12 protein-coding genes are annotated in these 12,814 nt (G+C 72.5%); 4 read left to right on the top strand and 8 right to left on the bottom strand.

The features are described from left to right. On the top strand, nt 1-1,145 hold a 1,145-nt coding region (locus BU198_RS09580; protein ID WP_188296418.1), incomplete at its 5' end, for an ABC transporter permease. A gap of 63 nt (nt 1,146-1,208) precedes the next feature. On the opposite strand, the gene BU198_RS09575 is transcribed toward BU198_RS09580, so the two are convergent. Both BU198_RS09575 and BU198_RS09570 read right to left on the bottom strand, forming a co-directional pair. Further along, nucleotides 1,209-2,096: a carbon-nitrogen hydrolase family protein gene (locus BU198_RS09575; RefSeq protein WP_188296417.1), complete on the bottom strand. Its 888-nt coding sequence runs from the start codon at nt 2,094-2,096 to the stop codon at nt 1,209-1,211. Nucleotides 2,097-2,147: 51 nt separating this feature from the next. Further along, nucleotides 2,148-2,999 carry a phosphatase PAP2 family protein gene (locus tag BU198_RS09570; RefSeq protein ID WP_188296416.1) on the bottom strand — a complete coding sequence of 284 codons (852 nt, stop codon included), beginning with the start codon at nt 2,997-2,999 and terminating at the stop codon, nt 2,148-2,150. Nucleotides 3,000-3,446: 447 nt separating this feature from the next. Between BU198_RS09570 and BU198_RS09565 the strand changes: the two genes are divergently transcribed. Further along, nucleotides 3,447-4,418, top strand: a complete 972-nt coding sequence (locus tag BU198_RS09565; protein ID WP_188296415.1) for a sigma-70 family RNA polymerase sigma factor — start codon at nt 3,447-3,449, stop codon at nt 4,416-4,418. A 164-nt stretch (nt 4,419-4,582) separates the two neighbouring features. Beyond that, nucleotides 4,583-4,846 carry a hypothetical protein gene (locus tag BU198_RS43295; RefSeq protein ID WP_262987017.1) on the top strand — a complete coding sequence of 88 codons (264 nt, stop codon included), beginning with the start codon at nt 4,583-4,585 and terminating at the stop codon, nt 4,844-4,846. A gap of 49 nt (nt 4,847-4,895) precedes the next feature. Here BU198_RS43295 and mscL read toward each other — a convergent pair whose 3' ends face one another. The 5 genes from mscL to BU198_RS09535 form a co-directional block, all read right to left on the bottom strand. Then, nucleotides 4,896-5,315, bottom strand: coding sequence for a large conductance mechanosensitive channel protein MscL (mscL, locus tag BU198_RS09555; protein WP_188296414.1), 420 nt, complete (start codon nt 5,313-5,315; stop codon nt 4,896-4,898). Between the two features lie 30 nt (nt 5,316-5,345). After that, nucleotides 5,346-5,615 carry a hypothetical protein gene (locus BU198_RS09550; protein WP_188296413.1) on the bottom strand — a complete coding sequence of 90 codons (270 nt, stop codon included), beginning with the start codon at nt 5,613-5,615 and terminating at the stop codon, nt 5,346-5,348. A 281-nt stretch (nt 5,616-5,896) separates the two neighbouring features. Further along, the gene (locus BU198_RS09545; RefSeq protein WP_188296412.1) at nt 5,897-6,205 is read right to left on the bottom strand and encodes an FmdB family zinc ribbon protein; all 309 of its coding nucleotides are present in this window, start codon (nt 6,203-6,205) and stop codon (nt 5,897-5,899) included. Between the two features lie 126 nt (nt 6,206-6,331). Further along, nucleotides 6,332-7,714 (bottom strand): MFS transporter, encoded by a 1,383-nt coding sequence (locus BU198_RS09540; RefSeq protein WP_411293167.1) that lies wholly within the window; start codon nt 7,712-7,714, stop codon nt 6,332-6,334. Between the two features lie 336 nt (nt 7,715-8,050). After that, entirely contained in the window at nt 8,051-9,535 is a 1,485-nt protein-coding gene (locus BU198_RS09535) for a potassium/proton antiporter (RefSeq protein WP_188296410.1), read from the bottom strand. A gap of 241 nt (nt 9,536-9,776) precedes the next feature. Here BU198_RS09535 and BU198_RS09530 point away from each other — a divergent pair, with 241 nt between their 5' ends. Further along, nucleotides 9,777-12,494: a penicillin acylase family protein gene (locus BU198_RS09530; protein ID WP_188296409.1), complete on the top strand. Its 2,718-nt coding sequence runs from the start codon at nt 9,777-9,779 to the stop codon at nt 12,492-12,494. A 66-nt stretch (nt 12,495-12,560) separates the two neighbouring features. On the opposite strand, the gene BU198_RS09525 is transcribed toward BU198_RS09530, so the two are convergent. Beyond that, nucleotides 12,561-12,814, bottom strand: a 254-nt coding sequence (locus tag BU198_RS09525; protein ID WP_223244165.1) for a 5-formyltetrahydrofolate cyclo-ligase, incomplete at its 5' end; no start/stop codon positions are given.

Here is a 12,814-nt window from a genome sequence, read left to right as displayed (position 1 = left end):
TGCGGCTCTCCCACCGGGTGCTGCCCGCGGTCGTCGCCGTGCTCGGCCGGCCCGCCCGGCGGCTCGGCGGCACGGCCGGCCGGCTCGCCACCCAGCAGCTGCGGCTCAACCCCGGCCGCACCGGGGCCACCGGCTCGGCGCTGCTGCTCGGCGTGACCGTGATGGTCGGTGCCGTCACCGCGCTGGACATCACCTCGCAGTCGCTGGTCCCCGCGATGTCCGGGCGCCAGCCCGGGGTCTTCTCGGCGGCCGCCACCGGCGGCGCCGCCCTGCCCGCCGGGGCGCTCGGCGCGCTCGCCGCCGAGCACGGACTGACCGTCACCCCGGTCCGCTCGGCCACCGTCGACCTCGACGGCCGGTCCACCGTGGTCGCCGCCGCCGACCCCGCCCTGCTCGACTCCTCGGTGGACAACGTGGACCGGGCCCGCTCGCTGGCTGACGGCGCCGCACTCAGCGGGCTCGGCGAGACCGGGACGCGCCGGGCCGGCGGCGTCGAGCTGCGACTCCAACCCGGCCGCAGCGGCCTGCCGTTCACCCTCCAGGGCGGGGCCACCCTGCTGGTCACGCCCACGACCCTGAACCGGCTCGCCCCCGGCGCGCCCGTCACCACGGCCTGGATCAGCCCGGCCGCGGGCGGGGACCGGCCGACCGCCCGCCGCGCCCTGGACCGGGCCCTCGCCGACCACCCGCAGGTGACCGTCACCGACACGGCCGCCCAGGCGGACACCCTGGGCTCCCTGCTGGACCGGCTGAAGACCGTCAGCATGGCCCTGCTGTCCTTCTCCGTCGCCATCGCCGGCCTCGGCGTCGCGGCCACCCTGATGCTCAGCATCAGCGAGCGCTCCCGCGAGATCGGCATGCTGCGGGCGATCGGGATGTCGCGCGAGCAGCTGCGCCGGATGCTCACCCTGGAGGCGCTGCTGCTCTCGCTGGCCGGTGGCCTGGTCGGCACCGGACTGGGCATCGGCTACGGCTGGGCGGCCGCCCGCTCGGTCACCTCGGTGGTGGGGACGGTCGGCGGCCCGCCGGTGCTGCCGGTGCTGGGTGCCCTGGTCCTGACCGTCCTGGTCGGCCTCGCCGCCGCGGTCCTCCCGGCCCGCCGGGTCGGGAAGATGACCGCAGTGGCCGCGATGCGGGCCTCCTGACCCGGATGCCCACCGGTGGGCCGGGAGTCGGGAGCCGGCGGCGGGGTGCCGGGCGCCGGGTGCTCAGGCCACGGTGAACCGCGCCCGGGGCGCGGGCGGCCGACTGCCGGCGAGGGCGAGGTCGGCGAGGAGGGTCTCGCGCTCGCGGGTGCCGCGCAGGAAGACCGGGTCGAGGTCGACGACGACGAGCTCGCGCCGGTCCTCGCCCGCCTCGGCGATCAGCCGGCCGTCCGGGCCCCAGACCGCGCTGCCGCCGCAGGTGTGCCGGCCGCCGGTGCGGCCGATGTGGTTGGCGAGCACCGTGTAGAGGGTGTTGTCGAGCGCGCGGGCCGGGAACCAGGTGCGGGACTCGTGGTGGCCGTGCCCCACGCTGAACAGGGCACCGACCAGGTAGGCGTGGCAGCCGTCGAGTGCGGCGGCCCTGGCGTGCTCGGGAAAGCCGGAGTCGTAGCAGACGCCGAGACCGAGCCGCCAGCCGTCCAGTTCCAGGGTGCAGCCGGCCGACCCGGGGCGGAAGTGGTCGCGTTCGGACCTGAACAGGTGCTGCTTGTCGTAGCGGGTGACGAAGCCGCCGTCCCGGCCCAGGACCAGGGCGGAGATGCGCAGGTCGGCGCCGTCCCGCACGGCAGCGCCGACGATCGCGACCGTTCCGGTCTCGCGGCACGCCTCGGCGATCGGCGCGAGACGCGGATCGTCGGGCCCGACGGCGTACCTGACGGGGTCGGTCCGGATCAGCTCGGGCTCGTACCCGGAGAGGAACTTCTCCGCGAACAGCACCAGTCGGGCGCCGGCGCCGGCCGCCTCACGGATCAGCGCGGCGGCCTCGGCGGCGTTGGCGGGTATGTCGCCGGCCACGGCCCCGGTTTGGACGGTGGCGATTCGCAGCGGACGCTCGGGGTAGCCGGTGGGCACGGTGGAGGAGGTGGAGGAGGTGGAGGAGGTCTCGGGCATGGCGGTCACGCTAGCGCGGGAGCCTGCCGGGGTCGGTGGGGTGACTCGGCGTCAGCGGACGGTCTCGTCCGGCCGGTCGGCGGGATCGACCAGCAGGTCCTCGGCCCCGGCGCCGCCCGGTGCGTCCTCCGCGAGCGGTGCGGCGGTGCGGGCGGACCGGCCGCCCGACACGAGGACCCGCTGCACCCGGGGCCTGGTGCGCCAGTTGACCCGCCGTACGTCCCGGGCCAGGGCGCCGGGGCGCCACAGCTGGATCACGGCGGTCACGGCGCCCAGCACGATCCCGGCGGCCAGCCAGCCGGCCAGCACGTCGCTGGGCCAGTGCACCCCGAGCGCGACCCGGGTCCAGCCGATGGTCAGCACCGTGGCCGCCGCCACCACGCAGGCGGCGGTCCGGCCGCGCCGGTGGACCCGGTACCAGAGCAGGCCGACCAGGACGGCGCAGGTGATCGCGGAGGCCATGGCGTGCCCGGAGGGGAAGGCCGGGCCGCCGGCGTGCGAGACCGGATCGGAGAAGGAGGGGCGGCCGCGGTCGAAGGACAGCTTCAGGGCCCACAGGGCACCCCAGCCGACCAGGGTCTGGGCGGCCACCCAGCCGGCCAGCACCCGTGCGCCGATCAGCCAGAGCCACCCGGCCGCGATCCCGAGGAGCGCACGCATCGTGACGGTTCCGCCGATGTCCGAGAGCGTCTGCACCGAGGCGGTCCAGATCCGGTGGTCCCGGGCGTAGATGTGAAGTTCGCCGATCCACTCCTGGTCGAAGCGCTCCAGTGGGCGCCACTGGCCCGTGACCAGAGCCGCCAGGAGGCCGAACAGCGCGGCACAGCCCAGCGCGAGCGCGGCGTCCCGAAGGAGACTGCGATGACGCGCAGTGACGGAGGTCGTGCTGTTGGTCAGGTGCATGGCTGACACCTTCCCAGTGTCCCGTGCCGAGCAAGAGCCGGAGTGATAGCGATTCGGCATCGTTTGTGCGGAGGACCTGCGTGCGTCGGGGCGTGGGCGTGGACGGAGGCGGGGCGTGAGCGTGAACGGAAGGAGGCGCGCCCGGGGAACGTGTGCGACCGTTCGCGGGTTCAACGGGTGGGCGGCGGGCGCGTGTGGGTCGAGTGGAGAAATCACTCCCGGAGCGGCCGCCCGCTGATGCCGAGCGTGTCCGACCGGTCACCGAGTGTCCGATGACGGGGAGAAAACCGGCAGCATACTGCATCGCCGGGAAGAATCTGAGCGACTTGGGAATGTTGTCCGGAATCTGTTCGTTGGATCGTTACGTGTGAGGCCCCAGGGGCCCGCACATCTTGCCCTCACGAGGCAGGCAGGCAGACCTCGGCAATACCAGCAAAGGGAGCAAGCATGGCCACCCGTGCCGTCGTTCGCGACAGGGCCGACCGGAGTCGCGCGGCCCGCCCGACCAACCTTGAGGCCGACCGCGACCTGGTCGGCATGTACCTCGACGAGATCGCCAGGACGCCCCTGCTCGATGCCGCCGAGGAGGTCGAGCTCTCGCTGCGGATCGAGGCCGGGGTGTACGCCCAGCATCTGCTGGAGGAGGACGAACTCCCCGCCGGGATCACGCGCGAGGAGCTGGAGGCGATAGCCGCCGACGCGGAGCGCGCCAAGGACGTCTTCATCCGTTCCAACCTCCGGCTCGTGGTCGCCGTCGCCCGGCGCTACCCGCGCAGCGGCCTCCCCCTGCTGGACCTCATCCAGGAGGGCAACGCGGGCCTGGTGCGCGCGGTCGAGAAGTTCGACTACGCCAAGGGCTTCAAGTTCTCCACGTACGCGACGTGGTGGATCCGGCAGGCGATCACCCGGTCCATCGCCGACCAGTCCCGCACCATCCGGCTGCCCGTGCACCTGGTGGAGGAGCTGGGGCGGATCCGGCGGGTGCAGCGGGAGAAGTCCAAGGAGCTGGGCCGCGAGGCCGAGCCGGCCGAGATCGCGGCCGAGCTGGACACCACCGAGGCCCGGATCAAGGACGTGCTGGACTGGGCGCGCGACCCGGTCAGCCTCAACATGTCGGTGGACGACGAGGGCGAGACCCAGTTCGGCGACCTCGTCGAGGACACCGGGGCCACGTCCCCCGAGGACGCCGTGATGGTCATGCTCCGTCGCGAGGAACTGGACGGCCTGATCGGCCGGCTGGACGACCGCACGGCCTCGATCATCCGCTCCCGCTACGGGATGGAGGACGGCCGCGAGCGCACCCTCACCGAGGTGGGCAAGCAGCACGGCCTCACCCGTGAGCGGATCCGCCAGATCGAGAAGCACGCCCTGGCCGAGCTGAAGAAGATCGCCGACCACGCGGGCTTCGAAGCCGCCTGACGGACCTGTCGGCTGCCTGACCGATCTGTCGGCCGCCTGACGGACCTGCCGGCCTGACGGCCGAGCCCTCACCGGGCCCTGGCGCGGAGTTCCGCACCGGGGCCCGAGGCGTGCCACGGGGCTCTTAGGCTGGAGGGGAGGGACGAACAAACGGAGTGGACAGCGTGAGCGAGCAGGGGCAGGAAGAGCGCCGGGGCCAGGGCCAGGGCCAGAGTCAGGACCGGGACGAGGACCAAGTGCGGGAGCACGGCCAGGAGGCGCCGGAGACCGCCGCCGCCAAGGCCCGGCTGGTCTTCCGGGACCCGTTGGACCAGCAGTCCGCGGACGACACCGACGCAGGCTGGGGCGACCGCCCCGGAGCCGGGGAGAGCGGTGGGCGGGGGCTGGACTGGTACCTGAGTCAGCGCCCGCCGCACCACGGCGGGTGAGGGATCGGTGACGGGGGGATCGGTGACGGGGGCGAGCGGAGCCTGCCGGTCAGCGCAGCGGTGACGCCAGCGCGTCGCGGATCTCGGTCAGCAGTTGGACCTCCTTGGCCTCGGCCTCCAACGCCTTCTCGGCATCGGACTTGCGGTGGGCCGCCAGCCTGTTCATGGGCACGATCAGGACGAAGTAGACGACGGCCGCGATGATCAGGAACTGGAGCGCGGCGCTGAGCACCGAGCCCCACAGGATGAGGATTCCGGACGTGACCTCACCGGTCGTGCTCACCTCGCAGGGCCCCTTGAGGCAGGAACTGTAGGACGCGAGGTCCTTGGACCCGAACACGCCGACGATCGGATTGATCACGCCCTTGACGAAGGCGTTGACGATGGTGGTGAAGGCCGCGCCGATGACCACGGCCACGGCGAGTTCGACGACGTTTCCACGCAGCAGGAATTCCTTGAAGCCCTTCATGCCGCCTCGAACGACGAAGTCGATTCCTGGTCACGGGTGATCTTCCGCAGGACCGGACTGACAACCCGTCCGGCCCAGCGCGCCGCCTGGCGGCGGCAGCCCGGCCCGCGCGGGCCCCAGCGCCAGCGCCGCCGCCACCGCGAGCAGCACCAGCACGGGCACCCCGGCCCGTCGGCGCGTCGCACTGCGCCAGCGGTGCCACCCGCCGCACCCGCGCCGGATCGGCGGGAAGCTCGGCAGCTCCTGCCGGGGTGGCACCGTCGGCGCGGGCAGGGGGAGGGAGAAGCTCACGGTCGTCATCGACGCACCTCCGGAGTGTCGGCGAACCGGCCCCTCGCGGACCGGACGATCCACACGATGGGCGTTCCCGGCGAACTCCGAAAGCACTTTCCCCAGGCCTGTGGAAAACCCCGCCCCTGTGGATAACTTCGTACACCCACGCGAGTGGGTCGGGCCTGTCCGAGTTGACGAATCACCCGCGACGGGCATGCGGAAAGGCCCGCCGTCCCCGCATGGGAGCGGGGTCGACGGGCCTTCCGGGGTGCTGCGGGGCGTCCGGGCCGAGGGGCCCGGTGCCGGGGTCAGCCCGCGGCCGGAGCCGGGCTGGACGAGGCCGAGGAGCCGGAGCCCGACGACGACGACGAGGGAGTGGACGGGGTGGACGACGCCGAGGGGGTCGACGACGACCCGGCACCCACCGTGCTGCTGGAGGAGGAGCGGCTGTCGGTCCGGTAGAAACCCGAACCCTTGAACACGACGCCCACGGCCGAGAAGACCTTGCGGAGCCGTCCCTGGCAGTCGGGGCACGTGGTCAGTGCCTCGTCGGTGAACTTCTGCACCGCCTCCAGGCCGTTGCCGCACTCGGTGCACTGGTACTGGTACGTGGGCACTTGTCTTCCTCCTGGCACTCTCGCCTGATGAGTGCTAACGATGGTCAATGATGCGGCATTCCGCGGGATCAGTCCAGCGACTCCGGTGTGAGATGGGCCGGGACCGGCCACGGGGCCGCCGCCGGCTCAGCGCTCGGCCGCGCCCACCAGCCGTGCGGCACCGCCGTGCTCCGCCGTGGCGGCGACCCGGTCGGCAGCAGCGCCGACGGCAGTGCCGCCAGCAGCGCCGGCCCCGGTCCCCGGCGCCACCAGCAGGTGCCGCAGCGAGGCCAGCGCGATCAGCCCCAGCCCGGCCCCGGTCACCGGCACCAGGAACCCGGTCGAGGGCCCGTGCCCGTCGATCAGCTGCCCCGCAGCCATCGAGCCGACCGCGAGCCCCAGCCCGATGGCGCCGGTCAGCCAGGTGAAGGCCTCGGTCTTGGCCCCGTCCGCGACCAGCGTCTCGACCAGGGTGTAGCCGCTGATCAGGGTCGGTGCGATGGCCAGCCCGCAGACCAGCCCGGCGACGGTCAGCGAGACCAGGTCGGGCATCGCCCACAGTGCCGAGCAGCCCAGCACCAGCAGCGCGTAGCTGATCAGCATCCGCTGCTGCACCGGCCGCCGCCAGGCGATCACGCCGTACAGCACGCCGGCCAGCATCGAGCCGGCGGCGAAGATCCCGTACACGGTGCCGCCGGCGTCGTGCCGGCCGACCGAGTCGGCGAAGGCGTTCACCGAGACCTGCATGCCGCCGAACACCGCGCCGACGCCGAGGAAGGCCCCGGCCAGCAGCCGGACGCCGGGGGAGGCGAGCGCCGAGGCGCGCTTAATGCCGGGCTGCGGCACGATCCGGGCCGGGGCGGTGCGCCGCTGGGCGGCGAAGGCCAGGCCGCCCACCAGGGTCAGCGAGGCCTCGGCGACCAGGGCGGTGGCCGGGTTGGCGACGGCGGCGATGCCGGAGGCCAGGATCGGGCCGATCACGAAGGTGAACTCGTCCGTCACGGACTCGAAGGCGAAGGCGGTGCTCACCCGGGCCGCCGAGGCGTCGGAGGCGCCGTCCGCGGCGAACCCGGCGACCCAGCGGGCCCGGACCATCGCGCCGACCTGCGGCACGCTCGCACCGGCCGGGACGGCGGCCAGGAACAGGCTCCAGGCCGGCGCGTGGCCGAGCGCGAGCGCGATCAGCGCGCCGACCGAGACCGCGTGCACCAGGACGGTCGGGACGAGCACCGAGGCCTGGCCGAACCGGTCGGCCAGCCGCCCGGTCTGCGGCCCGACCAGGGCCTGGGCGACGGCGGCGACCGCGGTGACCGTACCGGCGGTGCCGTACGAACCGTGGGTCTGGGTGACGAGCAGCAGGATGCCCATGCTGAGCATCGCGTAAGGCAGTCGCGCGACGAGGGCGGGGGACAGGAACGTCCAGGCCCCGGGGGTGCGCAGCAGCTCTCCGTACCCGACACGGGCGGGGGCGGGAGCTGCGGTGGTGGCCGCGGGATCCGCGGCGGTGTCGACCGTTCGGCGCGCCGTCACGGTCGGTCCTTCCTGCTGCCTGGTAGCGCGGCAGGGCATGGTGTGGCCCCGACGGCGCCGAGAGTCGTCCTCTCGCGCGTCGACCGGGGTAGATACCGGGTCGGCCCGGCGTGGTGGCCGGGGGCCGGACCGCGGCCGCCGAGCGGTCGCGCCAACTCTGCGTCAGGCAGATGCTGGGTGTGGTCTAGCGGTAGTCATACGGCGTGTTCGAACCAGCATACAGTTACGCGCGTAGACGACACCAGTGCAGCCCGGCCGAAACAGCCCCGCCAGGCCGGACCCAGCCCGGCCCGACCCGGCCCCATCAGGCCGGGCGTCGGGCCGGGCCGGGCGGCCTCACCGCCCGTTCAGCCACCCCGCGAGCTTGCCGCCCTTGTCCACGGCCCGCAGCCGCCGCTCCGCCGCCTCGCCGACCTCGTCCGTGGTGACCACCAGCAGCTCGTCCCCGCCGCGCAGCACCGTCGCCTTGTCCGGCACGAAGGAGTTCCCCTCCCGCACGACCAGGGTGACCGCCGCCCCCTTGGGCAGCCGCAGCTCGCTGACCTCCACCCCGGACATCTTCGAGGCGGGGGAGAGCGCGACCGACAGCAGGTGCCCGTGCAGCTTCTCCAGCGGGGCGGACTCGATGCCCAGGTCCTGGCCCATGTCGCCCTCGTCGATCCGCAGCCGCTTGGCCACCCAGGGCAGGGTCGGCCCCTGGAGCAGGGTGAAGACGACGACCAGGATGAAGACGATGTTGAAGACGTCCTCGGCCCGGTGCGCGCCCGACACCACCGGGATGGTGGCCAGCACGATGGGCACCGCCCCGCGCAGCCCGGCCCAGCTCAGCAGCGCCTGTTCGCGGGCCGGCACCTTGAACGGCGTCAGCGAGACCATCACCGAGAGCGGCCTGGCCAGGAACACCAGCACCCCGCCGATCACCAGCGCGGGCACCACGGCGTCGCCCATGGTCTCGGGCGTGACGAGCAGCCCGAGCAGCACGAACATGCCGATCTGCCCGATCCACGCCAGCCCGTCGGCGAAGCCCCGGACGGCCGGGCCGTGCGGCAGCTTGGAGTTCCCGAGTATCACCGCGCTGATGTAGACGGCGAGGAAGCCGGAGCCGTGCAGCAGCGCGCCGCCGGCGTACGCGAGCACGGTGAGCGCCATCACGGCGATCGGGTAGAGGCCCGAGGAGGGCAGCGCGACGTGCTTGAGCCCGTAGGCGCCTATCTTGCCGACGGCCAGGCCTATCACCGCGCCGATCGCCAGCTCGGCGGCGATGGTGCCGAGCAGGACGTACCAGGAGTCCAGCTCCCCGGTGGTGGCGAAGGCGACGACCAGGATGACCACGGGCGCGTCGTTGAAGCCGGACTCGGCCTCCAGCAGGCCGGTGAGCCGGTGCGGCAGCGGGACCATCCGCAGCACCGAGAAGACGGCGGCCGCGTCGGTCGAGGAGACGATGGCGCCGAGCAGCAGTGAGGTCCGCCAGTCCAGGCCGACCAGCCAGTGCGCGCCGGCCGCGGTGGCGAACACGCTGACGCCGACGCCGACGGTGGCGAGCACGGTCGCCGACGGCATCACCGGCTTGATCTCGCGCCAGCTGGTCTTGAGGCCGCCCTCGGCCAGGATCACCACGAGCGCCGCGTAGCCGAGCACCTGGGTGAGCTCGGCGTTGTTGAAGGTGACACCGATCCCGTTCTGGCCCAGCGCCACACCGATCCCCAGATAGATCAGCAGGCTGGGCAGCCCTGATCGGGTGGAGAGGCGTACGGCACCCACCGCGAACAGCAGGATCACGGAGGACTCAAGCAGGAGCTGGTTCAGATGGGAGATGTTCACGCAGGGGCACCTCGGGCAGGCAAGGGCGGACGGGGTGTCTGGTGGTGCTGTGGGGGTGACCCGTTAAGAAGTCGTCAATGCTCCTCTTGCGGATCGTTACGCAGTCTAACATTTTGCCATATCTTTAGCTTGGTCCCCCGTTCACGGTGCTCGGCCGACTCGGCCTAATGTGGTGCCCTGTCCCGGCAACAGGCCCCGGACACGCCCCGCCCGCCCCGAAGTCAGGACCGCAAGGACCCAGATGCCCCGCTCGAAGAAGTTCCGGCGCGCCCGTCTGATCGTGATCGTGCTGGTCGTGCTGCTGGTGGCCGGTGCCGGCTACGGCGGCTACCGCGGGGTCTCCGCGGTCCGTGCCTCCTTCCCCGAGGTCGACGGCAGCGTCAAGGTGGCGGGCCTGAGCGCGCCCGTCGACGTCAAGCGGGACGCCAACGGCATCCCGCAGCTGTACGCCGACACCGCCGAGGACCTGTTCCGCGCCCAGGGCTACGTCCAGGCGCAGGACCGTTTCTGGGAGATGGACGTCCGCCGGCACGTCACCGCCGGCCGGCTCTCCGAGATGTTCGGCGACGGCCAGGTCGACACCGACGCCTTCATCCGCACCATGGGCTGGCGGCAGGTGGCGCAGAAGGAGTTCGACACCAAGCTGTCGCCGGAGACCAAGAAGTACCTCCAGGCCTACTCGGACGGCGTGAACGCCTGGCTCGCCGAGCACCCCGGCGGTTCGAAGGCCTCGCTGGAGTACTCGCTGCTCGGCGTCGTCAACGGCGGCTACCAGCCCGAGCAGTGGACCCCGGTCGACTCGGTGGCCTGGCTCAAGGCGATGGCCTGGAACCTCTCCGGGAACCTCCAGGAGGAGATCGACCGCTCGCTGCTGGCTCAGGACTTCGGCCCGGACAAGATCGCCGAGCTGTACCCGGACTACCCGTACGCCCGCAACGGCACCATCGTGAAGACCGGCACCGTGGCCGGCGACAACTACCGCCCCGCCGACGGCTCCCCGCAGTCCGGCGCGGCCACCGGCGCCGCCACCGCCCAGGGCGCGGCCACCACCAAGGCGCTGCTGCAGGGCCTGACGGACCGGATCGACGCGATGCCGCAGCTGCTGGGCCGCCCCGGCCAGGGCATCGGTTCCAACTCCTGGGTGGTCGCCGGCACGCACACCACCACCGGCAAGCCGCTGCTGGCCAACGACCCGCACCTGGGCCCCGGCCTGCCCTCGGTCTGGTACCAGATGGGCCTGCACTGCCGGACCAGCTCCCCGGCCTGCCAGTTCGACGTCTCCGGCTTCACCTTCGCGGGCATGCCCGGCGTGGTCATCGGCCACAACAAGGACATCGCCTGGGGCTTCACCAACCTCGGCGCGGACGTCACCGACCTCGTCCTGGAGAAGGTCACCGGACCGGAGACCTACCAGTACGACGGCAAGGACGTGAAGTTCGACCTCCGCAAGGAGACCATCAAGGTCGCCGGTGGCGAGGACCGCACCATCACCGTCCGCACCACCCAGACCGGCGCCCCGCTGATCTCCGACCAGCGCAGCGAGCAGCAGAACGTCGGCAAGTACGCCCCCAACGGCACCTCCGCCCCCGACCGCGGCACCAGCGGCTACGGCGTCGCCCTCCAGTGGACGGCGCTCAGCCCGGGCAAGACCATGGACGCCGTCTTCGAGCTGGACAAGGCGAAGAACTGGGAGGAGTTCCGCGCCGCGGCCAAGGACTTCACCGTCCCCGCGCAGAACCTGATCTACGCCGACGCCAAGAACATCGGCTACCAGGCCCCGGGCAACATCCCGGTCCGCGGCAAGGGCGACGGCACCTACCCGGCGCTGGGCTGGGACCCGGCGTACCAGTGGAAGGACCCGATCCCCTTCTCCGCGCTGCCCTGGAGCCTCAACCCCTCGGCCGGCTACATCGTCACGGCCAACCAGGCCGTGGTGGACCCGAGCTACAAGTACAACCTGACCAAGGGCTGGGAGTACGGCACCCGCGCCAAGGAGATCACCGACCAGATCGAGGGCCTGCTCAAGAACAACGGCAAGATCTCGCCGGACGACATGCAGACCCTCCAGCTGGACAACACCAGCGTGATGGCCAAGACGCTGGTCCCGCTGCTGCTCAAGCAGCCGGTCAGCGACCCGTACGTGCGCGAGGCCCAGGACCTGCTGAAGGACTGGAACTTCCACCAGGACGCCGACTCGGCGGCCGCCGCCTACTACAACGGCGTCTGGCGCCAGCTGCTGATCCTGGCCTTCGGCCAGAAGTTCCCGGCCGACCTGCGGGCCAAGGACAACTGCCTGCTGGTCCGCCGGCAGGACGACCCCACCAAGCCGGACAGCGCCACCAAGATCGTCACCGAGTGCGGCACCCGGGACCCGGGCAAGGCCCAGCCGGACGGCGGCGACCGCTGGACCGAGGTGGTGCGCCAGCAGCTGGAGAAGCCCGACAGCTCGTGGTGGACGTACATCGACGACCAGCACAAGGAGCAGAAGGGCCTGGACAACCTGCTCCAGGAGGCGATGAAGAACGCCCGCCAGGAGCTGACCTCGCTGCTCAGCAAGGACGTCTCCACCTGGAGCTGGGGCCGCCTGCACAAGCTGGAGCTGCGCGAGCAGACCCTCGGCACCGACGACTCCTCGATCGCCTCCGGCGCGGTCCACAAGCTGCTCAACCGCGGCCCATACCGGCTCTCCGGCGGCTCGGCGGCGGTCGACGCGGCCGGCTGGAACGCGGCGGCCGGATACGAGGTGGACTGGATCCCGTCGATGCGCATGGTGGTCGACCTGAACGACCTCGACTCCTCGCGCTGGGTCAACGTCGGCGGCGCCTCCGGCCATGCCTTCCACGACAACTACAACGACCAGACCGACCTCTGGCTCAAGGGCAAGCTGCTGAACTGGGCCTACACACCGGACGCGGTCGAGAAGGCCACCAAGCACAAGCTGGTGCTCACCACCGGCTGACGCCCGTCCGGCCCGTACGGCGGCCCCGTTCCCCCCGAGGGAGCGGGGCCGCCGCCGTTCCCACCCTCAGCCGAGCGCGCGGACCCCGGAGGGCAGCACCGCCAGGTCCACCGGCCGGTCGTGCGGCTCGGCCGGCACCCGCTCCAGCAGCTCGTGCTCGTACAGCAGCACCGCCAGCACCGGCCGCACGCCCGCCCGCGCCAGCCGGGCCAGCACCCGGTCGTAGCTGCCGCCGCCCCGGCCCAGCCGCAGCCCCGCGCGGTCCACCGCCAGGCCGGGCAGCAGCACCACCGCGGCCTCCGTCACCGCCTGCGGCCCGA

Origin of the sequence: Streptomyces sp. CBMA156 (genome assembly GCF_014596515.1) — a bacterium.
Classification (GTDB): Bacteria; Actinomycetota; Actinomycetes; order Streptomycetales; family Streptomycetaceae; genus Kitasatospora.
This window is presented reverse-complemented; position numbering and strand designations above follow the sequence as displayed.

Excerpts from the sequence above, each read along its gene's own strand:
- BU198_RS09570 (WP_188296416.1), bottom strand. The coding sequence starts at position 2,999 with ATGCACCTGACCAACAGCACGACCTCCGTCACTGCGCGTCATCGCAGT.
- mscL (WP_188296414.1), bottom strand. The coding sequence starts at position 5,315 with ATGAAGGGCTTCAAGGAATTCCTGCTGCGTGGAAACGTCGTCGAACTC.
- BU198_RS09550 (WP_188296413.1), bottom strand. The coding sequence starts at position 5,615 with ATGACGACCGTGAGCTTCTCCCTCCCCCTGCCCGCGCCGACGGTGCCA.
- BU198_RS09530 (WP_188296409.1), top strand. The coding sequence starts at position 9,777 with ATGCCCCGCTCGAAGAAGTTCCGGCGCGCCCGTCTGATCGTGATCGTG.
- BU198_RS09565 (WP_188296415.1), top strand. The coding sequence starts at position 3,447 with ATGGCCACCCGTGCCGTCGTTCGCGACAGGGCCGACCGGAGTCGCGCG.
- BU198_RS09575 (WP_188296417.1), bottom strand. The coding sequence starts at position 2,096 with ATGCCCGAGACCTCCTCCACCTCCTCCACCTCCTCCACCGTGCCCACC.